Origin of the sequence: Alteromonas sp. BMJM2, from assembly GCF_027257845.1 — a bacterium.
GTDB lineage: Bacteria > Pseudomonadota > Gammaproteobacteria > Enterobacterales > Alteromonadaceae > Alteromonas.
Genome location: NZ_JAPVOT010000003.1, coordinates 314,799 through 337,224, shown reverse-complemented (window position 1 = coordinate 337,224; position 22,426 = coordinate 314,799). Strand labels below are relative to the sequence as shown.

General features: G+C 45.2%; 15 protein-coding genes, 1 tRNA gene and 2 pseudogenes. 14 read left to right on the top strand and 4 right to left on the bottom strand.

Going from position 1 to position 22,426, the window contains the following annotated elements; translation table 11 throughout:
- The first annotated feature begins 13 nt into the window (after positions 1 to 13).
- Positions 14 to 874, top strand: coding sequence for a 4-hydroxybenzoate octaprenyltransferase (gene ubiA / locus O9X84_RS05920; protein ID WP_269518709.1), 861 nt, complete (start codon positions 14 to 16; stop codon positions 872 to 874).
- 83 nt (positions 875 to 957) lie between these two features.
- Here the strand turns inward: ubiA and ubiK are convergent, their stop codons facing one another.
- Positions 958 to 1,206 (bottom strand): ubiquinone biosynthesis accessory factor UbiK, encoded by a 249-nt coding sequence (gene ubiK, locus O9X84_RS05915; RefSeq protein WP_269518708.1) that lies wholly within the window; start codon positions 1,204 to 1,206, stop codon positions 958 to 960.
- Between the two features lie 120 nt (positions 1,207 to 1,326).
- On the opposite strand from ubiK, the gene rep reads away from it, so the two are divergent.
- Positions 1,327 to 3,342 (top strand): DNA helicase Rep, encoded by a 2,016-nt coding sequence (gene rep, locus O9X84_RS05910; RefSeq protein ID WP_269518707.1) that lies wholly within the window; start codon positions 1,327 to 1,329, stop codon positions 3,340 to 3,342.
- A gap of 68 nt (positions 3,343 to 3,410) precedes the next feature.
- Here rep and O9X84_RS05905 read toward each other — a convergent pair whose 3' ends face one another.
- Positions 3,411 to 6,011 (bottom strand): sensor domain-containing phosphodiesterase, encoded by a 2,601-nt coding sequence (locus tag O9X84_RS05905; protein ID WP_269518706.1) that lies wholly within the window; start codon positions 6,009 to 6,011, stop codon positions 3,411 to 3,413.
- Between the two features lie 104 nt (positions 6,012 to 6,115).
- The gene (locus O9X84_RS05900; RefSeq protein WP_032094734.1) at positions 6,116 to 6,523 is read right to left on the bottom strand and encodes a c-type cytochrome; all 408 of its coding nucleotides are present in this window, start codon (positions 6,521 to 6,523) and stop codon (positions 6,116 to 6,118) included.
- A gap of 246 nt (positions 6,524 to 6,769) precedes the next feature.
- Between O9X84_RS05900 and O9X84_RS05895 the strand changes: the two genes are divergently transcribed.
- From O9X84_RS05895 to O9X84_RS05885, 3 genes are all read left to right on the top strand, one after another.
- Positions 6,770 to 6,846: transfer RNA gene (locus O9X84_RS05895), tRNA-Arg, on the top strand.
- A 202-nt stretch (positions 6,847 to 7,048) separates the two neighbouring features.
- Positions 7,049 to 8,245: a zinc metallochaperone GTPase ZigA gene (gene zigA / locus O9X84_RS05890; RefSeq protein ID WP_442864513.1), complete on the top strand. Its 1,197-nt coding sequence runs from the start codon at positions 7,049 to 7,051 to the stop codon at positions 8,243 to 8,245.
- A 1-nt stretch (position 8,246) separates the two neighbouring features.
- The gene (locus O9X84_RS05885; RefSeq protein WP_269518703.1) at positions 8,247 to 8,888 is read left to right on the top strand and encodes a DUF1826 domain-containing protein; all 642 of its coding nucleotides are present in this window, start codon (positions 8,247 to 8,249) and stop codon (positions 8,886 to 8,888) included.
- 387 nt (positions 8,889 to 9,275) lie between these two features.
- On the opposite strand, the gene O9X84_RS05880 is transcribed toward O9X84_RS05885, so the two are convergent.
- On the bottom strand, positions 9,276 to 10,613 hold the full coding sequence (locus tag O9X84_RS05880) for a nitrate regulatory protein (protein WP_269518702.1): 1,338 nt from the start codon (positions 10,611 to 10,613) through the stop codon (positions 9,276 to 9,278).
- 427 nt (positions 10,614 to 11,040) lie between these two features.
- Between O9X84_RS05880 and O9X84_RS05875 the strand changes: the two genes are divergently transcribed.
- The 9 genes and pseudogenes from O9X84_RS05875 (at position 11,041) to O9X84_RS05845 (ending at position 22,327) form a co-directional block, all read left to right on the top strand.
- Positions 11,041 to 11,904 (top strand): formate/nitrite transporter family protein, encoded by an 864-nt coding sequence (locus O9X84_RS05875; protein WP_269518701.1) that lies wholly within the window; start codon positions 11,041 to 11,043, stop codon positions 11,902 to 11,904.
- A gap of 3 nt (positions 11,905 to 11,907) precedes the next feature.
- On the top strand, positions 11,908 to 13,617 hold the full coding sequence (locus O9X84_RS05870) for a bifunctional protein-serine/threonine kinase/phosphatase (RefSeq protein ID WP_269518700.1): 1,710 nt from the start codon (positions 11,908 to 11,910) through the stop codon (positions 13,615 to 13,617).
- Positions 13,618 to 13,914: 297 nt separating this feature from the next.
- A complete protein-coding gene (gene nirB / locus O9X84_RS05865; RefSeq protein WP_269518699.1) occupies positions 13,915 to 16,464 on the top strand; it encodes a nitrite reductase large subunit NirB in 2,550 nt (849 codons plus the stop codon).
- Between the two features lie 9 nt (positions 16,465 to 16,473).
- Complete coding sequence (nirD, locus tag O9X84_RS05860) at positions 16,474 to 16,830, top strand: nitrite reductase small subunit NirD (RefSeq protein WP_269518698.1); 357 nt, start codon at positions 16,474 to 16,476, stop codon at positions 16,828 to 16,830.
- Between the two features lie 23 nt (positions 16,831 to 16,853).
- Positions 16,854 to 18,335: pseudogene (locus O9X84_RS19635) on the top strand (molybdopterin-dependent oxidoreductase); the annotation flags it as partial.
- 3 nt (positions 18,336 to 18,338) lie between these two features.
- Positions 18,339 to 18,977 (top strand): annotated as a pseudogene (locus tag O9X84_RS19630) (molybdopterin oxidoreductase family protein); the annotation flags it as partial.
- A 168-nt stretch (positions 18,978 to 19,145) separates the two neighbouring features.
- Entirely contained in the window at positions 19,146 to 19,634 is a 489-nt protein-coding gene (locus O9X84_RS19625) for a (2Fe-2S)-binding protein (RefSeq protein WP_442864512.1), read from the top strand.
- The gene (cobA, locus tag O9X84_RS05850; RefSeq protein WP_269518696.1) at positions 19,631 to 20,530 is read left to right on the top strand and encodes a uroporphyrinogen-III C-methyltransferase; all 900 of its coding nucleotides are present in this window, start codon (positions 19,631 to 19,633) and stop codon (positions 20,528 to 20,530) included. Before O9X84_RS19625 ends, cobA begins: the two co-directional genes overlap by 4 nt.
- Before the next feature lie 393 nt (positions 20,531 to 20,923).
- A complete protein-coding gene (locus O9X84_RS05845) occupies positions 20,924 to 22,327 on the top strand; it encodes a CmpA/NrtA family ABC transporter substrate-binding protein (RefSeq protein WP_269518695.1) in 1,404 nt (467 codons plus the stop codon).
- Positions 22,328 to 22,426: the final 99 nt, after the last annotated feature.

The window sequence follows — 22,426 nt, the reverse complement described above, 5'->3', positions numbered from 1 at the left end:
GAGAAACGTGAACATGACACAGCACAATTGGGGCGCATATGCCCGCCTAATGCGCCTAGATAAACCCATCGGTTTTTACCTTTTATTGTGGCCCACATTATGGGCACTGCTCATTGCCTCGCAAGGAATGCCGACGGTTGATATTGCCGCTATTTTTATCGCTGGGGTTATTGTGATGCGCTGCGCAGGATGCGTTATTAACGATTATGCCGATAGAAAAGTAGATGGCAGTGTTAAACGTACGGCAGGGCGGCCGCTTGCCACTGGCGAGGTAACTGCTAAGCAAGCATTGCAGCTGTTTGCAGTACTCATTGGTATCGCCTTTATTCTAGTACTTTTCCTAAACTGGCAGACCATTGCACTGTCGGTTGTTGCGCTGCTGCTAGCAGCATCGTACCCATTTATGAAACGCTACACGCACTTGCCGCAGGTGGTACTTGGTGCTGCATTTGGCTGGGCTATTCCGATGGCGTTTATGGCGGTGTTAGAAACTGTACCCGCTTATGGCTGGTGGCTATTTATCGCAAATCTTACCTGGACAGTGGCCTACGATACCATGTATGCCATGGTCGATAGAGATGATGACGTGAAAATAGGCGTAAAGTCTACTGCTATCCTGTTCGGTCAGTACGATGTAATGATTGTAATGGCGTTGCAGGCATTCACGTTGGTTACTTTATGGGGTGTTGGTTTGTCGATAGAGGCGGCATGGCCTTATTTTCTAGCGGTGCTATTTGCAGCGCTACTGTGTGTTAGACAGTATCAGCTAATCAAGCGAAAACAACGAGACGGCTGCTTTACCGCGTTTTTAGAAAATCACCTAGTGGGCTTATCAATTACCGTAGGGTTGGCAGTTAACTACCTGCTTTATTAGCAGCGTATGCAAGCGATAACAAGACACAAAAAAGGCACATAAAAGTGCCTAGTGTACATCGAGATTACTGGCTGTCTAGGCTATTAGCTATTAAGCTTGGTTTCAAGCTCTGCAATACGAGCTTCCATCGCCTCTAGCTTTTCGCGAGTTCTAATTAGTACCTGACTTTGAATATCGAACTCTTCACGGGTAACCAAGTCGAGTTTAGAAAGCTGAGACTGCAACACAGATTTAACTCGTGTTTCTGCGCCTTCGGCCATATTTTTTACGCCCGGTGGAACGGCATCAGCAATCTGTTTAGCCAAATCTTCGAGTTTTTTCGGATCCAACATGGATTTCCCTTATAATACGCAGCTCAAATTAGTGTCACTATTCTATCGGTATCGACACGACATGCAATCAAAACTGTGAACAATGCTGGTACTGCCTGTTAACCCTGTTTTAGGAACAAAATGAAACTAAATGAAGCTCAAGAGTCTGCCGTTACCTTCGTATCGGGTCCATGCTTAGTGTTAGCCGGTGCAGGCAGTGGTAAAACTCGCGTAATCACCAACAAAATTGCTCATTTAGTTCGAAACTGTGACATGCCCGCTCGCTATATCGCTGCGGTAACTTTTACCAACAAAGCGGCTAGAGAAATGAAAGAGCGAGTGGCGCAAACCTTAGGCAAGCCAGAGGCGCGAGGGCTTAAGGTTTCAACATTTCACACACTGGGCCTAAACATTATTAAATCCCACGTGAAAGACTTAGGGCTCAAGCCGGGCTTTTCCCTGTTTGATGACAAAGACTCTCTGTCTCTTCTTACCGATCTTACCGCCGATACCTTAGACGGCGACAAAGACCAGTTGAAGCTACTGCAAAGCTGTATTTCGAATTGGAAAAACGACTTAGTACTTCCCGATGCGTTATTAAAACAAGCACAAAGCACTGGCGAACAAGAGTTTGCACAAGCCTACAGGCGCTACCAAGACAATTTAAAAGCCTATAATGCGCTAGATTTTGACGATCTTATTTTATTGCCTACGCTGCTGTTAAAAACAAACGAGCAGGTTCGAGCTAAGTGGCAAAGCAAAATACGTTACCTACTTGTTGATGAGTATCAAGATACTAATACCAGTCAGTATGAACTAGTGAAGCTACTTGTTGGTGAGCGCTCTCGGTTTACTGTGGTAGGCGATGACGACCAATCTATCTATTCATGGCGTGGTGCCAAGCCACAAAACCTGAATTTATTGCAAAAAGACTTTCCCCGTTTAAACGTCATTAAGCTGCAGCAAAACTATCGCTCTTCAGGGCGTATACTGCATTGCGCGAATATCTTAATTCAGAACAACCCCCATTTATTTGATAAAACCCTGTTTTCAGAACTTCATTACGGTGAAACGTTAAAAGTCATTGAAGCCAAAAACGAAGAACACGAAGCTGAGCGGGTGATTGCAGAGCTATTAGCTCATAAGTTCATGAACCGAACTAAGTTCAAAGATTACGCTATTTTATACCGTGGTAACCACCAGAGTCGTTTGTTTGAAAAGCTCCTAATGAGCAACCGCATCCCTTACAAAATAAGTGGAGGCATGTCGTTCTTTGGGCGCACCGAAGTGAAAGACATCATGGCCTACTTAAGGCTTCTGGTGAATCAAGACGATGACAATGCACTGCTACGTATTATCAATACGCCTGGACGTGGTATCGGTCGAGCCACACTGGAAAAATTGGGCAATTTCGCAAATAGCTTGGGCGTGTCTATGTTCGAGGCTGCAACACATAACAATCTAAACAGCGTATTGCCCGATAAGGCGTTTCATTCGGTGTCGGGTTTTGCTAGGTGGGTTGTAGAGCTATCTGATAATGCAGAGCGCGGCAATACGGCAGATGCAGTAAGAAGCATGATCCGTACAATGGGTTATGAAGAGTGGCTATACGAGTCGAGCGCAAGCCCAAAAGCTGCTGAAATGGCTATGGCTAACGTCAGTACGCTTTTTGGTTGGGTTACCGATATGCTTGAGGGGAACGACCTCGACTCCCCAATGACACTTACTGAGGTAGTAAACCGTCTAATACTTCGCGACATGATGGAGCGTGGTGAAGAAGATGGGGAAAGCGACCAGGTACAGCTGATGACACTGCACGCCTCAAAAGGCTTAGAATTTCCTATTGTGTTTCTTGTGGGAATGGAAGAGGGGCTGCTGCCTCATCAAAGCAGTGTAGATGAAGACAACGTAGAAGAAGAGCGGCGATTAGCATACGTAGGCATAACGCGGGCGCAACGAGAGTTAATATTTAGTTTAGCGAAAGAGCGACGACAGTTTGGTGAGGTAATTCAGCCAGAGCCCAGCCGCTTTTTATTTGAACTACCGCCTGATGACATTCAGTGGGAAAACCAAAAGCCCAAAGCGACTAAAGAAGAGCGTCAACAAAAAGCGCAGGTGGGTATTGCAAACTTAAGAGACATTTTGGGTAAAAAGTGAGGCAATGTTGAGTTGCTCTGCACTCGCGGAGATTGCTAACGTATTGGCACTTAACAGTATAGTAGCGCTTAGTCGGTAGCTTTCTTCATATCAAGAACCACAGCGCGTTGCAGGGTTTTACCTTGGCCGTATACACATTCTATGTCGTTTAATGCACTAAGCTGAGAGGGGGAATCTACGCCTTCTGCAATTACATTAAACTTCAAATGTTCTGAAATTAGCATTACCGACTGAATAAGCTTGAGGTTACGCTGAGACCGAGGCAATGATTTTACAAAGCGATGGTCAATTTTAATAAAATCGAAGGGATAGGCAAATAGGTAGCTTAGCGAGGCCAAACCACTACCAAAGTTATCAAGCACTAGCGTAACGCCCGCACGTTTTAGCTTTTTAATCGCCGGCAGTATAAACTGCGAGCGACGATTTAAATCATTCTCGTCAAACTCGAACACTAACCGACTTGCTTTAATGCCTGTATCAGCAATAACTTCGGTCATCTGATTTACCATTGAAGGCTGAAGCAAATGATTAATTGAAACGTTTACGGCAATCCGCTCTATCGCGTTGTCGGTATCTTCAAAGCGCTTTACCAGTTCACATGCTTTAGCTAACTGAAAGAGATCCAAGTCTATAGTTAACCCGCTGTGCTCTGCCACTTGCCGGAATTGTTCTCTCGCAATCTTTCCGTACGTTGGATGCGACCAGCGTAAGTACATCTCTTGGTACAATGTGGTGTTGTCGGTGAGATTGATGACAGGTTGTAAGAAATAATCAAACTCTTCATCTCTTAGGGCACGTCTAAATTCGTTTTCTAGCTCAAGCTCTTCAATCAGGCGTTCCCGCATGCTCTTGTCGAACATGACATAGCGGCCACGGCCTAAGGTTTTAGCTTGGTACATGGCAGCGTCGGCGTCGCGCAAAACTTCATCAGCACTGTTATAGTAAGGCTCAAGGAGGGCGATGCCGATACTGGCGCCCGAATACATTTCACGGCCATCAAGTAAGAAAGGTTCTGATATTGATGCAATGATACGACTTGCCACTTCCTCGACATCTGCGTTTTCATCAAAGTTATCGAGTAACACAACAAACTCATCGCCGCCTAATCGAGCCAGTAAATCGTGGCCGCGAATGCACAGTGCAATGCGCTTAGATACTTCAATTAAAAATTCATCGCCTGCGTGGTGGCCGAGAGTGTCGTTAATCACTTTAAAGCGGTCGAGGTCAATAAACAGAACAGCAAACATATTTTCGGTATACCGCTGTTTGCTTGCCACTGCGAGCTCCAGACGACTGGTAAACATTGCTCGGTTTGGCAAGTCAGTTAGCGAGTCGTGATGGGCGTCGTGAATGAGCTTGAGTTCAATTTCTTTACGCTCATCTATCTGTTGCTGTAAAAAAGAGTTTGCGCGATTGAGTTCTGCGGTACGCTCCTTTACTCGTTCTTCAAGTTGCATATTGTATTGTTGAATGGCTTCTGTATTGCTTTTGCGTTCCATAGCCACGGCAATATGGTGAGAGACAAAGCGTAAAAGCTCTTGATCACGAGCGGTGTATTTCGCATGTTTTCCGTACGTTTGAACGGCGATTACACCGACTATATCGCCATCGACAACAAGTGGAGAGCCCAACCATGAATTCGCACTTTTCAGCATCTTTTGCGCAACGGTCACATCAAGTTCGCCGCTCTCAGCAAGTTGCAGTACACGGGGCGGGTTTATTAACTCTGCCTGTCCGGTGCGAAGCACGAACTCTGTTAAGCCAAAACTGAGAGGTCTAGGGTCAATGCTTGCCTGGTTAATGTCACTGAAATACGGGAACTCGAGCATGTTTTGCTCTTTATTCACAATCGCAATATAGCAGTTTGGTGCGCTTATCAGCCTAGCGAGGATTTCATGCAAGCTTGAGTAAAATACACTCATGTCGCCTTCAAGATTGGCGGCGAGTTCAGAAATTTCAAACAATGCTTGTTGTAACGATTCTACTTTTTGGCGTTCAAGAATTTCTTCTTGTAAGTCATCGTTAGTTCTTCGTAGCTGGCGCGTTCTATCGCGTATAGTGCGTTCGGTAAGCTCTCGGTTTTTTACTCGGTCTACTGTGGTAACAATGTGCTGTGATACGAACAGCAAAACCTCTAAGTCTTCTTGCGTATAGTGCACACCTTCATCGTAAGTCTGAACAACCATTGCGCCAATAACTTGGCTACCGCGCTTTAACGGAACGCCAAGTAACTCAGAGGGCGGGGAGCCAACCAATTTAAAACCTAGCTCGTCAGCAAACTTGTGATCTTGGTCTCGCTGGTAAAAAAGATAATTGCCTGATTTAAGAATGTACCCAGTCATGCCGTCCATAAGTGATTCGGCGGGCAACTGTCGCACTGTCTGTTCGTCAAATTCATCAACGAAATAAGAAAAATCGACAATATTGCTTTCAGGGTCGTAAAAAGCGACGTAGAAGTTATCGGCATTCATAAAATCACCAATGATTTCATGAATGGAGGTGTAGAGGTGGTTGAGGTTACTTACAGAACTGGCGAGTTCTGAAATATCAAAAAGGGCTTTCTGAACACGTTCAGCGCGCCTATACTTATCTGTAAGCTGTTGAAGTTGCGGGATAAGCTCCCGCAGTTCTTCTTCAGACAGCTCAGATTGAGTCGAATTCGATGACATTCCGATCGCCAGTGTAAAATTAACAGTTGATTAAGCGGTTTAACTTACCCTATCCACGAATCAAACGCTAATTTTTCAAATAGCTTAAACTACCAGCTAGGTGTTTAAATACCTTCAATCATATATTCGATTGCGGCTTTAATATCGTCTTCTGAACAGTTTCCACACGTACCCATTGGAGGCATTGCGTTGATACCATTAATTGCATTTTGCCATACGCCGTCAAGGCCGCGGTCGTCTAGGCGAGGTTGCCAATCTGCAGCAACTTGAAATTTAGGAGCACCAAGAACACCTGCGCTGTGACACGCTACACACGCAGAGTTGTAAATATCTTCGCCAGATTTAGCTCCGCCAGCAGCAGCGGTATCGCCTTGTGCAGCGGCACCGGCAACGTGTACTTTACCAAGTGGCTTAATACGATCTGCAATTTCATCGTTACTCATTTCTTGCGCTTGCGCCGCAAAAATAGTTAGCGCCGTAGCAGCAACAGTTAACCAAGTCTTTAATTTCACATCTGTCTCCAGGCAATGATGAATTTGTTTACAATATAACTGGCCAGATTATAACGGTAAATGGCGGCTGAACAACTATTAGAATCCAATTACCTATAAAAAGTAAGGATTTTTAACAATCGAACATCGATTAGATAGAAAGAAAAGAACAAACTAGTTGATGCCTGCCCATGGCCTAAGTATCATTACGGCGCGTTTGCTAATGTGTTTATTAACATTCATTAATTTCTACAAACGTCATTTTTAGCACCTGTAGCTCAGCTGGATAGAGTGTCGGCCTCCGAAGCCGAAGGTCGCGCGTTCGAATCGCGCCAGGTGCGCCATCTTCTCATAGCTCCGTATTTTTCGCTCACTATCAAATTCATCATTGCCATTTAAAAGTGGTTATAGCGTTTACAACATAAATCTTTATTGTTATGTTATAACATAATTTGGTGGTGGCGAATGAGCAGTTTCAATGCAAAGTTCTCTGCTGACTCACTATTAGAATTTACTCTTTGGGCTCTAACGTAGGCTAAAAGCATGATGCAAAAAAAGTTACCAGTAACGGTGCTATCTGGATTTCTAGGTGCAGGCAAAACCACCGTGTTAAACCATATTCTTAATAATAAAGATGGGTTAAAAGTTGCGGTTATTGTTAACGATATGAGCGAAATCAACATTGATGCAGCAGTGGTGCAAAATGAAATAAGTTTCAACCGCGCTGAAGAGAAGCTTGTTGAAATGAGCAATGGCTGCATATGCTGCACGCTTCGCGAAGATTTACTGGAAGAAATTAATCGTTTAGCCGCAGAAAATAAGTACGACTACCTTGTTATTGAGTCCACGGGGATCTCTGAACCCCTGCCAGTAGCAGAAACCTTCACCTTTGCTGATGAAGAGGGTGAAAGCCTCTCAGACGTTGCAATGCTGGACACCATGGTGACTGTTGTAGATGCGCTAAATTTTCTGAAAGATTATGACGAAGCGAAATCACTTCAAGAAGTGGGTGAAAGTTTAGGTGAAGACGACGATCGCAGCATTGCCGATTTATTGGTCGAACAGATTGAGTTTGCAGATGTGATCTTGATTAGCAAAACGGATTTGGTATCAGAGCAGGAGCTCAATCGCTTACAAAGCATTTTGAGTACGCTTAATACTGAAGCCCAACAGATCCCCATAAAAAACGGCAATGTGCCAGTAGCCAAAGTATTGGCGACGGGCAGATTCAGTTTTGAAAAGGCGCAGTTAGCGCCTGGCTGGCTCAAAGAAATGCGTGGAGAACACGTCCCTGAAACTGCAGAGTTCGGTATCAGTAGTTTTGTATTTCAAGCAAGACGCCCTTTCTACCCACAAAAATTCTATGATTTTATACACAGCAAAGAAATAGCGGGAAAGCTTATCCGCTCCAAAGGTTTCTTTTGGCTAGCAACACGCCCACATTTGGCGGGCAGCTGGAGTCAAGCTGGCGGAATGGCGCGCTATGGAGCGGCCGGCCTTTTCTGGAAAGCGGTACCGAAAGAGGAGTGGCCGGATGATCCCGAGTACCTCGAATCTATTCAGCAGCAATGGGAAGAGCCCTTTGGCGATATGCGACAAGAACTGGTGTTCATTGGCCGGGGGCTCAATAAGCAAGACATTATCAATCGTTTGAATGATTGCTTGCTGAGCGAAAGCGACCTGCTAAAAGGAAGGGCAGAATGGTCAACACTTCCCGATCCATTTCCATCTTGGGGACACTAACATGCTTGCGCTAAAAGAAAATACTACATGCTCTTGGAGCAGTGGACAGTCTCCTATCGTACTTGGCGATATTATCTGCGATACAAAAAGCGTCACCATTTGGGAGCGAGAGAAAAATGATGCTATCACTCGCTACTTTGAGGCGGTTTTTACATCGTTAGGGTTAGGCCTAAAAGGTGTGTTTGAGGTTAATACCCTTAAGCAGCAGCTAGACATTATGCTGCCTAAGCACGATGGCAAAGCTGAAGTTATCGATGATATTTATTTACTGACCGATATGCTTACATGTTTGTTCGATTGCAAAGAAGTGGGTCTTCGGCTAGTGCCGCTTACCTCAGCAATGTGTCCTAGCTTTCATCGAGACAATATACCCGTGCGCCTTGTTAACACCTATCTTGGTGTTGGAACTCAGTGGCTTCCGCTAGAGCAATTGCGCCCAACGCCTTTTGCTGAAAGTCAGCAGCATGTATCGCAAACGAATTTTGGTATGTACTACAAACACAACGACATTCAAACAATGAATGCGTTCGAGGTAGGTATGCTAAAAGGTGAGGCTTGGCATGAGTCGTTAGGAGCCGTGCATCGTTCATGTCCTGTTGCAAAAGGCGAAAAAAGAGTGCTACTCACATTAGATCCAATGTGAGCGTTTTATTGCATTTAATTAAATTAAATTGAAAATTTACTCTCCCACTTGATGAATTGGGTCCGCTGGACTCAATTCATTTTTTTGCTTCCTCGCTTTTATATCTTCTTATTATTATCGACTGGAACAAAGCTAGCTTACCGCTGGGGTCCTTAGGCTACGTCAATGCCATAGGTTGGGTTGCTATTAGCGCTGTGTCTGTGCTTATCGCTCCATTAGGTGCGAAACTCGCGCATAATTGAAATCCCAATATGCTAAAACGCACATTCGGGATATATCTGGTGATTACAGGTGTTTTCATGCTGCAAAAGAGCGTGATATCCAACTCTTCTAACTCGGTATTAAAAGAGAGTTGTTGTGTATCAACTAACATCGAAGAGTACTAAGTTAACGTAGGTTGTCTAGCATACGCTGGGCTAACTCCGCTATTCGTATATTTTGGTCCATGGCCGCAGACTGCAGCTTTTTGTATGCTTGGCTTTCGCTAAGCTTCCCTTGCTGCATTAATAGCAACTTTACTCTATCAATGGCTTTTTGATCATTAAGGGCTTGTTTGGCCCCATTTAATTCGTTCGCAATATCTTGAATGTGCTGCGCTTGCTGGCGAATTAAGTCATAAAACGACTTGTGTGCAGAGAGTGATGTTGAGGTAATTCCTGAATCACTATGAGTGCCTGCCATAGAGAGACCTTTAACGGTTTTATCGTAAATCATCGAAACGGGTGTATCGCTCATTGAAGGGCTGCTATTTAAAGCGGCAATCAGCAGTTCGTTGTTACGCAGCTCCTCTTCGGCTTGGGCAATTCTTAGTGTGGCTTTTTCTACCAGCCTATCGGTAATGTGTTCTTCTATGTCTTGCATCGCGTCAATTCGCAACGTGGCGATGTCATACCAAATTTCGCTAAGCTCAGCAGTGCAGGTGTCATTCTCACCAAGCTCGCAAATCATTTTACGTAGTCGATTAAGATGTTCGGCGTGGTCACTTTCTAATTGTTGCTGCCACATAGAGAGTTCAGTGGCATCGGCAAATTTAGTAAACGTCTCAAACGAGTGATCTTGCGAGTCTGTCAGTGCTGTTATTCGATCGCATAAAGATTGCTTGAAATGACTGGAAGAGAATCCAATTGCCCCACAAGCACGCTCTTGTCCAGCATACTCTTTACCTTGAATAAAGTTAAATAACGCGACTAGAAGGCGGGTGATAGCAGGGTCGTTAGCAACGTCAGCGGCTTCAAAAATTACATCAATCAAAGCAGCAATTAGGCGGCAAAATGCATTAGTTGATTCGGTAGGTGTCAGTTGTTGTAATGCCACTTTGCTACGCAAATCCTTAAGATTGTCCATACCTTGCAGCGCAAATGTAATGGTAGTTACCAATCGCATGGTAAGTCCATTATCAGAATTAGACAGGTATAAAGCGTTAAGCAAGCTTCGAAGTGTATCTTCACTCATCTCGCTAGCCATTTCTTGTTGCGACCTTTGGGTTGCAAAACGCTCACCTTGTGAGCATAAGAAAACATTGCTCATACCACGCTCTCGCTGCAGTTGATGAATCATCTCCGTTACCGCTTTCACTATTTTGCAATTTGATGACAAGTGTCGCAGTGACTGTATTTCTTGATGCTTGGCTAATAAAAAGAATCGCTTAGTGATATCGCTATGATGACCCATCGTGAAGTATCCAGAAAAGAGATACTTAGGATAAGCAAATGTTGTTCCTTTCAATCAAATTGCTAAGGCTCCACATCGAAATGCCCTATATCAGTACCTAGGCGCCACTATTGACAACGTAAAGTAAAAACAGTGTCGGGTTCAGTAAAGCAATCACAGGTATAGCGCTACCTTATGCTCCAAATTAGTGCGCTTTTTCTCGAGATAGGTGCAAAAGAGACGCTTAAATTAAGTAAGCTCATTCTTACCGTTGAGTAATTATCTGTTATACATAAGAATTTCATTTAAAGGTTTGCGCGTTAACATTGGCATTAATATTGTTACCACTATGGTGAACAATGCAGGTTGTTTAAGAACAATATTCGGATAAAGGCGTCCGCAACTTATTTTTTAGGAAATAAGGGCGGGCGCTTTTTTGTGCCTGAAATGTAGGTAAAGAATGTTTCTAAAGAATTAATTTCAATAGATTAGGTGGTCCAAAATGGCGTATTTACTTCCTTCTGAATTTGCAACCAAGATGGTTGATGCAGGCGAATCCAAGATATACATGTCTACTCGCGACACACTCATTCGCGCTTTTATGGCGGGTGCCATTTTGGCGTTGGCCGCTGTGTTTGCAATAACTATAGCGGTTCAAACAGGGGTGTTTTTAATTGGTGCAATACTCTTCCCTGTAGGTTTTTGTATGTTGTATCTCATGGGGTTTGACTTGCTTACGGGTGTCTTTGTGCTTACTCCGCTGGCTTGGCTGGCAAAGCGACCGGGCGTAACATGGCCACAAATTCTCCGCAATTGGGGCTTAGTGTTTTTAGGGAATTTTGCAGGCGCGCTGAGCGTGGCATTTATGATGTCGTTTGTTTTCACCATGGGCTATAACATTGATGGCGGTGCTATAGCTGCAAAGGTGGCGGGTATCGGTGAAGCCAGAACGTTAGGGTATGCAGAGCACGGCGTTGCTGGCTGGTTTTCTATTTTTATTCGCGGCATGTTGTGTAACTGGATGGTATCGCTTGGTGTTGTTGGCGCAATGATATCTACTCACGTAAGCGGTAAAGTGTTGGCAATGTGGATGCCTATCATGCTGTTCTTCTTCATGGGGTTTGAGCATTCGGTGGTTAACATGTTTTTGTTTCCGTTCGGCTTAATTATGGGTGGCGAGTTCTCAGTGATGGATTACTTTATTTGGAATGAAATTCCTACCGCACTCGGTAATTTAGTGGGAGGCTTAGCGTTTACTGGTTTAACTATTTATTCGACACATGTGCGTACCGCGCCTAAACGCATTATCGCTACCGGTGCTAGCAACAAAACAGTGCTTGCAGCAAAAGTGAATGACAAAGTATAAACCGTGATCACCCTTCGACACGGTGCCTTTTCGAACAAAGGCACCAAACCGATTAATCAGGACCACCACTGTGTAGTGGTGCCCGATTTTTCGCCATCTTCAAATTTTGATGCTATCGCCATTGTATCTGACGGAATAAGTAGCAGTCAGGTGAGTCAGTATGCAAGCAACCTTGCTGTTGAATCGTTTGTACGTGAATTCGCGTTAACGAGTAACGTGTGGTCTTTGTCGAGGGCGGCACAACATGTATTACGTAGTATAAACATCGAGCTTTACATAAAAAATCAACAAAGCCCTTATTTTGAAAACCTCGATAAAGGGTATGTTTGTACATTTAGTGCAGTTGTTTTGAAAGGGCAGTCTGCGGTAATACTGCACTGCGGTGACAGCAGCATTTATCACGTCCACCGCGGTGAAGTAACGCTTTGTACCCGACAACATCGAGAAACCGGCGAGGGTAAAAATACTTATTTAAGTAATGCACTGGGTATTCGGCCTAACTTAACCGTTGATATTGCCACCCTAACGCTAGCGCCTAACGATATGTTTGTATTAATGACAGATGGCATAGCGGATACCTTGTCGCCAAAAACATGGTACGCAATACATCAACATAATACATCTAGTTCAGATTTGGGGGCGCAGCAAATAGCGCAAGCAGCATTGAATGCAGAGTGTGAAGATAACGTCACGGTAGCGCTGCTTGACGTAGTGTCCATTGCCAAAGAAGAGCAAGCAACTTACACCTCAAATGGCTTTCTTCCTTTTTTAGATACACCCAAGTCGATTGATGTAATAGACGATTGGATAATACAGCGGCAGTTGTATGCCAGTGAGCGCAGTCTGGTTTTTCTTGCTAAGCATAAGCTCCATAATCATCAAGCGGTGTTAAAAATTCCTGCAAAGTCGATGCACGATAACGAAAGCTTTTTAGATGAAATGGTGAAAGAGGAGTGGATTGCCGCACGCGTACAGCATGACAATGTTCTTAAAACCTACAAGTGCCCCTTTACACGACATTACTTTTATATTGCCATGGCGTACACACCTGGAATTAGTTTACGCCAATACCGAAACGACATTGGTAGTGTTCCTCTTACTAAAATTCGAGACTGGAGTACGCAAATTGTTAGCGGCCTAACGGCGCTGCATCGGAAAGACGTGCTTCATCAAGATATTAAACCAGATAACATCATGGTTGATGAAAACGGTAAAGTCACACTGGTCGACTTTGGTGCCGCGAGCATAGCGGGTTATCATTTTTCGCATAGTGATGTGCAGCTTGCCATTCCTGGCGATCTATTGTTCACCGCTCCGGAATACTTTGTTGGGCTATGGCCCGATGAAAGCTCAGATCAGTTTTCTTTAGCAGTGGTCCTATACTTTTTACTCAGTGGCGAGTATCCCTACAACAGTAACGTTGCCAAGAAAAGCAACTACGCAGGTTTACTTAAATTGCGTTATATCAGCTTGCTACAACGAAACATCGCCGTTCCCATGTGGATTGATGAAACGCTGAAACGGGCTTGTCATCCTAAAGCGTCGAAACGCTATCCGAGCTTGTCTGAATTTCTGTACGACTTAAATCATCCTAATCCGTCTTACCGCAAAAGCTTGCCACTGATGGAGCAGCATCCAGTGCGGGCATGGAAAACCATATCTGGCGTATTGCTGGTATTACTCCTTGCTATGCTTGTTGTTCATTTTACGTAACCCGAACCCTGTTTGAGAAACGGCGCTCAGTATCAAAGGTATGCACCATAAACTGTCTTCTTTGCTTATTCGTGGTGCGATATCAACGGGTTTATGCCAACGTTATTTTGCTAAGTCTTTGTAATATAGCGATGAAAAGCATTGGCACTATACTTGTATTATTATTTACATAGTCTCGACTAGGTACCTGTGTATCATCGAGTAGCAACATATTTAACAATGTACTTAATCAGGCAACGAAGCCCACAACCAGGAATGGTTGTGGGTTTTTTTTTGCTTAAAATAAAGGTGAACGAGATGACGCTTTCCTCACAGCAGCAACAACGCATCGTGATAATTGGCAATGGTATGGTTGGCCATCACTTTGTTGAGCAACTTATAAACAGCAAAGCTGACTACCATATTACCGTGTTAAGTGGAGAGGGCCGTTTAGCTTACGATCGCGTTTACCTATCGTCCTACTTTACGGGTAAAACCGCAGCCGATTTAGCGCTTACCGACGAAAAAACATATAAACAGTGGGGAGTAAATGCCGTTACCGGTGCGTGGGTAACGGATATTGATCGTACTCATCAAGTCGTCACCACTAAAGACGGTACTGTCTACCCCTACGATAAACTGGTGTTAGCGACAGGCTCTTATCCTTTCGTGCCTCCTATCCCCGGCAACGAGCAAGAGCATTGCTTGGTGTATCGCACCATTGAAGATCTTGAGTCTATTAGTGCCTCTGCCGCACAAAGTAAAATAGGCGTAGTGGTGGGAGGCGGCTTACTGGGGCTTGAAGCAGCCAATGCGCTTAAATCAGCAGGATTAGAAACGCATGTGGTTGAATTTGCACCTCAACTAATGGCGGTGCAGCTTGATGCAATGGGGGGCTCGCTACTAAAAGATAAAATTGAAGCGCTCGGCGTACAAGTACACACACAAAAAGCCACTGAGATTATTGAGGCTGGTGAGCAGTGCCGCTACCGAATGAAGTTTTCTGATGGTTCACACCTTGAAACCGATATGGTGTTATTTTCCGCCGGTATTCGACCTAGTGATCAGCTAGCCCGTGAATTTGAATTAGCCGTAGGTGAACGCGGCGGTATTGTTATCGATAATCAATGTAAAACCTCCGATCCTAATATATATGCTATTGGTGAATGTGCATTGTGGGAAAAGCGTATTTACGGGTTAGTAGCGCCAGGATACGCCATGGCTCGCGCCGCCGTTGCCAGTTTGACCAACAATGAAGGCGAATTTGCAGGTGCGGACATGAGTACCAAGCTTAAACTAATGGGCGTTGAAGTGGGGTCTATTGGTGATGCTCATGGCAATACCTCAGGGGCGTTGGTATACACCTACCACGACCAACCTGCAGGCGTGTATAAAAAGCTTGTTGTCGATGAAGCTAAAGCACAGGTATTGGGCGCGGTGCTTATCGGCGATACCAGCGATTACGATACCTTGTTGCAATATGCGCTAAACAACATTGCGCTGCCCGATGCGCCAGAGGCGCTTATATTACCGTCCTCAGGAGACAAGCCCTTGTTAGGGGCCGATGCTCTTGGCGACAGCGCCACTATTTGTTCATGTCACAACGTATCTAAAGGCGATATTGTTGAGGCTATAGAAGGCGGTAGTTGCTCTTTAGGCGATATAAAATCGTGCACAAAAGCCAGTACAGGCTGTGGAGGGTGTTCGGCATTACTTAAAAACGTTGTCGATGCTGAACTAGAGAAACGGGGCGTAGAAGTATCTAAAGCCATTTGCGAACATTTCAATCACACTCGCCAAGAGCTCTATCATCTTATTCAAGTAGAAAATATTGAGACGTTTGATGCACTGCTTGAAAAGCACGGTAAAGGGTTAGGCTGCGAAATTTGTAAACCGGCCGCTGCTTCAATATTTGCGTCGGTATGGAATGACTATATCCTTCGCCAGGCTCATCAGCCACTACAAGACACCAACGATACGTATCTTGGCAACATGCAGAAAGACGGTACTTACTCTGTTGTGCCGCGGGTAGCGGGTGGTGAAATTACCCCAGATAAACTGATTTTGCTGGGCGAAGTTGCAAAAGAATACAACCTCTACACTAAAATAACGGGCGGTCAGCGCGTTGACTTATTTGGCGCACGCGTAGAGCAGCTCCCTGCAATTTGGCAAAAACTAGTGGCTGGTGGTTTTGAGACCGGACATGCCTATGCGAAGTCGTTGCGTACGGTTAAATCCTGTGTGGGCAGCACGTGGTGTAGGTTTGGTGTACAAGACTCTGTTGGCCAAGCTATCGACTTGGAAAACCGCTATAAGGGCCTACGCGCACCACATAAAATAAAATTTGGTGTGTCGGGCTGTACGCGGGAATGCGCGGAGGCTCAAGGAAAGGACATTGGCATTATAGCAACGGAAAACGGTTGGAACCTTTACGTTTGCGGTAATGGAGGGATGAAGCCACGCCATGCCGACTTATTCGCTACCGATTTAGATGATGCAACACTGGTGAAATACATCGACCGCGTACTAATGTTTTACACAAAAACGGCCGACCGCCTGCAACGCACATCGGTGTGGATGGAGAACCTCGAAGGTGGGTTGGACTACCTCAAGTCGGTGGTTATCGACGATTCGCTTGGTATTTGTGACGACCTTGAGGCTCAAATGCAACACATTACCGACAGCTATCAGTGCGAATGGAAAACCACCATTGAATCGCCTGAGGCGCTTAAACGGTTCCGCCAGTTTGTAAACAGCGACGAAACCGACTCAAACATTCAGTTTGTTACCGAAAGAGATCAAATTCGTCCTGCCACCAGCGCCGAAAAATACGTAGGTCAACAAGCCATTCCAGTAGACATCATTTAGGAGAAATTTATGCAGGCTCAGGCTGAGGTATTAACAACGTGGAACGATGTGTGTCATACCGACGATCTTGTCACAAATAGTGGGGTGTGCGTGCTGCTTGAGGGTAAGCAAATAGCTCTTTTTAAAATTCAGATTGAGGGAAATACCCAATATTTTGGTGTTAGTAATTGGGACCCGATTGGGCAAGCTAATGTTTTGTATCGCGGTATTGTGGGCACTTTACAGGGCAATATTGTAGTGGCATCGCCACTGTACAAAGAGCATTACGTACTTGCCACGGGCCAATGCTTAGAACGAGATGATGTCAGCATACAATCATATGAAGTACGGGTTGAACAAAACCGTGTTTTTATCGCGACGTTATAGCACTTTAGCGAATTAGATTAATTATGACTACAACACCAACAGCTACTTTACCCAACCACGCTTGCCAAGACGACAGGTTGCTGCAAACTACGTGTCCATATTGTGGCGTTGGATGTGGTGTCGATGTTATTCAGCGTGGTGGTATGCAAGGGCAGTTAAGCCAACTTACGGGAAGCCCTGAACACCCTGCGAATTACGGCCGACTGTGTATTAAGGGTACCCACTTATTAGAAACCCTTGATAAGCACAAACGCTTAACTCAACCTCTTGTTTTTGGTCAAGTAGCTACATGGGACACGGCAACCAACGAGATTGCTGGGCGTTTAAGGCAGATTATTGAGCAGCACGGGCCCGATGCTATTGGGTTGTATGGATCGGGGCAGTTGCTGACAGAAGATTACTACGTGGCCAATAAGCTGATGAAAGGCTTTATTGGCACGGCGAATATCGACACAAATTCGAGACTATGTATGTCATCGGCGGTGGTGGCCTATAAGCGCGCCTTTGGTGAAGATATTGTGCCCTGCAACTACGACGATCTAGAGCATACTGACTTACTGATTTTGATAGGCAGTAATGCGGCGTGGACACACCCTGTACTTTATCAGCGCATTGAGCGCGCTAAGCTTAGAAACCCTGCAATGAAGGTGGTCATCATCGACCCTCGTCGCACCGACAGCAACACGCTAGCCGACCTACATATAGCTCTTCGGCCAGGCTCCGACAGCGCCTTATTTTGCGGTTTGCTACATTACTTAGCAGACAATAACGCCTTAGATAAGCCATTCATTGAAGCATCTACAAAAGGCTTTGATGATGCACTAGATGCTGCGTCACAGTGGTCGCTGGCAAAGGTTTCTGACGCATGCGATGTACCACAGAAGCACTTAAAAACCCTGTTTAGTTGGTTTGCTAAATTGCCGCGAGTCATCAGTTTCTTTTCGATGGGTATTAATCAGTCAACTACTGGTGTAGATAAAGGAAACGCGATTATCAACTGCCACTTAGCCAGCGGAAAAATAGGACGAGAGGGGTGTGGTCCGTTTTCAATTACCGGCCAACCCAACGCAATGGGCGGGCGAGAAGTCGGTGGTTTATCTACTATGCTGGCGGCGCATATGGATATTGAGAACCCTGAGCACCACAACACGGTAAGTTCGTTTTGGCAGGCGCCAAATTTAGTGACAAAGCCGGGCTTAAAGGCAGTTGATATGTTTCAGGCTGCTGCCGATGGCAAGCTTAAATGCTTGTGGATAATGGCAACCAACCCCGTAGCAAGCATGCCAAATAGAGCACTAGTTGAAAAAGCACTGCTCAATTGTGAATTAGTGATTGTGTCTGAGACTGCGGCTAAAAATGATACGCTGCGCTTTGCTGATATTGTATTGCCCACTACAGGATGGTCTGAAAAAAACGGCACCGTTACTAATTCTGAGCGACGCATCTCAAGGCAGCGCGGCTTACTAGCCCCTGTTGGCGAGGCAAAACACGACTGGCAAATCATCAGTATGGTAGCCCGTGCCATGGGGTTTAACGATGCCTTTAATTACCATCATCCGCAGCAAATTTTTAACGAGCACTGCGCGTTAACCTCTGCGAATAATAATGGTAGTCGTGCGCTTGATTTAGGCCCGCTTTCCAATTTGACGGCAGCTGAGTATGACGCGTTGCGGCCTCAGCAATGGCCCCTTGAATCGGCACATCGCATAGGCCGCGAGCGATTATTTTCAAATGGTGAGTATTACACCAAAGACGGCAAAGCCCGTTTTATGGCAATAACGCCTCAAAAACCCGAACAACAAACCAGCACGCAGTACCCTTATATTCTTAATACAGGGCGGGTACGCGATCAGTGGCACACCATGACGCGCACTGGCAACGCGTCACGTTTACTTAAACATATCGATCGGCCCTGGCTAAGTATTCATCCAGATGACGCAAAACTAAAAGGTATTAGCGAAGGTTCGCTCGTTGAACTTCACGCGGCTTGCAGTGACAGTATCAAGGTAATATTACCTGCCAAGCTGGATGATAGGCAGCGAGTTGGCGAGTTGTTCGCTCCTTTTCACTGGTCGGCCACGTGGGGGTCGCATTGCAAAGTGGGTGCACTTCTTAACGGGGCAAACGATGCACTATCAGGTCAGCCTGAGTTGAAGCACGGCGCGGTCAGCGCTACTTTGTTTAACGCTGCCACAACGGGTATCCTTTTTGGTGAAAGCGCTTTGGTTGATGTTATAAAAACGTCATGTTTTTACTGGCTCGATACCACCTCAGGCAGTAAAGCGTATACCCAAATTGCCGACATTATCTCTCCAATGCCGTTATTAAATAAGATGATGCCGCTGCTGCCACAGCATACCCAGTGGTATACCTTTCAATGCGAAAAGCAAAGCACTTTAGTCGCCACACGGAAAGGAAAAATGGTGTTGAGTATCATGCTCAATACAACGTCGGTATCTATTCCTACCGAGTGGCTAGAAAATTTATTTCACAGCGACCATGCGCTTACTCAGGCACAAATAAACAGCTTATTACACCAGCAGCCCGACGAAGCCTTTATGTTAGGTAAGATTGTATGCAGTTGTTTTAGCGTGCGAGAAAAAACCATTACTACAGCCATTGAGCAAGGCAATAACAGTGTTAGCGGCTTAGGTGCTGAACTTAAATGTGGAACTAACTGTGGTTCATGTAAAACAGAGTTGGTGTCATTACTTTCTGCTAACAACAAAGCCAGCACGTTATCTGTATCCAACAATGATGACACTCCGACAAAAACGTCGGTGACAGAGGAAACCCTATTATGAACGCTCGATTACATGCTTTCTCTGGTGCTTTACATAGCGCCCTATTTCGTATTCAAAACGCGTTTGTTAACCGCGATACACGTATTGACTCGACTACGCCACCTAGTACGCGAAATGGTAGAAAAAATATGGCCGAGGGCGAGGTGTTTATCGTTGGTGCCGGACCCGGTGACGCCGAGCTTTTAACCCTTAAAGCGCACCGCCTTTTACAAACTGCCGATGTGGTATTGTTTGATTGGTTGGTTAGCCAGTCAGTATTAGACTGTATACCGCGGCATATCAGTAAAGAGTTTGTGGGTAAGCGGTGCGGTAAACACAGCATGCCGCAAGCTATGATTTGCCAGCGATTGGTTGAACTTGGCCTTGAAGGCAAGCGAGTAGTGCGACTTAAAGGCGGCGACCCTGCCATTTTTGCGCGTACGAGTGAAGAAACAACAGCGCTTCACAATGCGGGTATCAAGTTTGCCATTGTGCCTGGCATTACGGCGGCCTCTGGCGCCTCTGCCTATACGGGTATTCCCCTTACCGATAGACGATTTGCTCAGTCGGTAAAATTTATGACCGCGCAATTTCAAAACCCAGAAAAACAGGCCGATTGGGCCGCTATTGCCAGCAGTGCAAAACATGAAACAACCGTTATTTACATGGGGCTTAAGCGGTTGCAGCAGCTATCTGAAAAGCTTATCAACGAAGGTATAGATAGTGCAATGCCTGTCGCTGTAATAGAAAATGCGTGTTGCCCTGAGCAGCAAGTGGTCACCGGTACAATAGCCACTATTTATCAACGAGTTCTTGATGCGGTAGTTGCGGGTCCTGCACTGGTAATTATTGGTGAGGTGGTAACGGCGCGACAATATGTGTCGGCAGAGTTAATGAACGAGAGCGCAGTAAAGTAGTAGAGGTATTGTTAGCTCGAAGCCCCATCACCTGGCGTTGAGAATACAATAGTAATGTATGATTATTGTGCAGCAAATGCACTACATTCAGTCATATCAACAAGTGTAAAAAGAAGTTATTAAGCTAAGGGTATGAAAAATAGAGCTTTATTTTTTTGGCACTAAACGTGAATAGTATAAGGTAAGTCGTGTTGTTGAGGGTGTTTGATTCACCTTTGTCATACACAGAAAGCTCAACCACAGTACGTGTTTTTATTAAAACGAGCTTTCAAACAAAATTTAGTGTTTTGCTACTTCGTCATAGTAACAAAACATTCGGCAACGAAGCCTACCCGCTATTGATAACACGGTTATCCATAGCGGGTGGGTTTTTTTTTGGCTAAAGGAAAGTAAATGTTATCAATCATTGCAAATAAGAAACGTAGAAACCCAGCTGGCTCACTCTCTCTAGTCGCTGCATTATTTTCAGTATCGCTGTTGACCTCTGTTACTGCAGTCAGCGCGCAAGAACTTGGATGGCCAGAAAAAGAAGAACTTAAATTTGGATTTATTAAGCTAACCGATATGGCGCCACTGGCAGTAGCGTACGAGAAAGGATACTTCGAAGACGAAGGCCTGTATGTCACATTGGAAGCGCAAGCAAACTGGAAGGTTCTGCTAGACAGAGTGATAGACGGACAGCTTGATGGTGCGCATATGTTAGCCGGGCAACCACTAGGTGCCACCATTGGTTATGGTACGCAGTCGCATATTGTTACTGCATTTAGCATGGACTTAAACGGCAACGGCATTACTGTGTCAAACGATGTATGGGCCGAGATGAAAAAGGCTATTCCTCATGAAGATGGGAAGCCTGTTCACCCTATCAAAGCTGATTATCTAAAACCTGTTGTAGACAATTATAAAGAAGCGGGTAAACCATTTAAAATGGGCATGGTGTTTCCGGTTTCTACGCATAACTATGAACTTCGCTATTGGCTAGCCGCAGGGGGCGTTCATCCAGGGTATTACGCACCGCACAAAGGGGATACCTCAGGTCAAATCGATGCCCAAGCATTGCTATCTGTAACGCCACCACCTCAAATGCCTGCCACAATGGAAGCTGGCACCATTAACGGTTACTGCGTAGGTGAACCTTGGAACCAGCAGGCGGTATTTAAAGACATTGGTGTACCGGTGATCACCGATTATGAAATTTGGAAAAACAACCCAGAAAAAGTATTCGGTGTGAGCAGTCAGTGGGCTGAAGAAAACCCAAACACGCACATTCGTGTGGTAAAAGCGATGATTCGTGCTGCTATGTGGCTTGATGCCAACAATAATGCCAACCGTCCTGAAGCCGTAAAAATGCTCGCGAAAAGCAGCTATGTAGGCGCCGATGAAGAGGTTATTGCCAACAGTATGACTGGCACTTTCGAATACGAAAAAGGCGATAAGCGCGATATACCTGACTTCAACGTATTTTTCCGTCACAACGCCACCTACCCCTACTACAGCGATGCTATTTGGTACCTCACACAAATGCGTCGTTGGGGCCAAATTTCTGAGCCTAAATCTGACAATTGGTATTTAGACACTGCCAAAAATGTCTATCGCCCTGATATTTACACCAAGGCTGCACAAGCACTTATCAAGGATGGACTAGCCAAAGCGTCAGACTTCCCCGACTTTGCTTCTGAGACTGGTTTTAAACCGCCGCAAACTGAATTTATCGACAATGTAACGTTTGACGGAACAAAGCCAAACGGTTATCTCGAGCAATTTTCAATTGGACTTAAAGGCGACACGGTACTTTAACCGTGTCGAACTAGGCATATAGAGACATAATCATGAGTAAATCGGTACAGGCGGTAAGCCAAATTGGCCAGCTAGACGGGAAAAGCAGGATAACGAGCC

Bases quoted from the DNA above. Each gene is read 5' to 3' on its own strand.
- ubiA (WP_269518709.1), top strand. From the start codon at position 14: ATGACACAGCACAATTGGGGCGCATATGCCCGCCTAATGCGCCTAGAT.
- ubiK (WP_269518708.1), bottom strand. From the start codon at position 1,206: ATGTTGGATCCGAAAAAACTCGAAGATTTGGCTAAACAGATTGCTGAT.
- rep (WP_269518707.1), top strand. From the start codon at position 1,327: ATGAAACTAAATGAAGCTCAAGAGTCTGCCGTTACCTTCGTATCGGGT.
- O9X84_RS05905 (WP_269518706.1), bottom strand. From the start codon at position 6,011: ATGTCATCGAATTCGACTCAATCTGAGCTGTCTGAAGAAGAACTGCGG.
- zigA (WP_442864513.1), top strand. From the start codon at position 7,049: ATGCAAAAAAAGTTACCAGTAACGGTGCTATCTGGATTTCTAGGTGCA.
- O9X84_RS05885 (WP_269518703.1), top strand. From the start codon at position 8,247: ATGCTTGCGCTAAAAGAAAATACTACATGCTCTTGGAGCAGTGGACAG.
- O9X84_RS05875 (WP_269518701.1), top strand. From the start codon at position 11,041: ATGGCGTATTTACTTCCTTCTGAATTTGCAACCAAGATGGTTGATGCA.
- nirB (WP_269518699.1), top strand. From the start codon at position 13,915: ATGACGCTTTCCTCACAGCAGCAACAACGCATCGTGATAATTGGCAAT.
- nirD (WP_269518698.1), top strand. From the start codon at position 16,474: ATGCAGGCTCAGGCTGAGGTATTAACAACGTGGAACGATGTGTGTCAT.
- O9X84_RS19625 (WP_442864512.1), top strand. From the start codon at position 19,146: ATGCCGTTATTAAATAAGATGATGCCGCTGCTGCCACAGCATACCCAG.
- cobA (WP_269518696.1), top strand. From the start codon at position 19,631: ATGAACGCTCGATTACATGCTTTCTCTGGTGCTTTACATAGCGCCCTA.
- O9X84_RS05845 (WP_269518695.1), top strand. From the start codon at position 20,924: ATGTTATCAATCATTGCAAATAAGAAACGTAGAAACCCAGCTGGCTCA.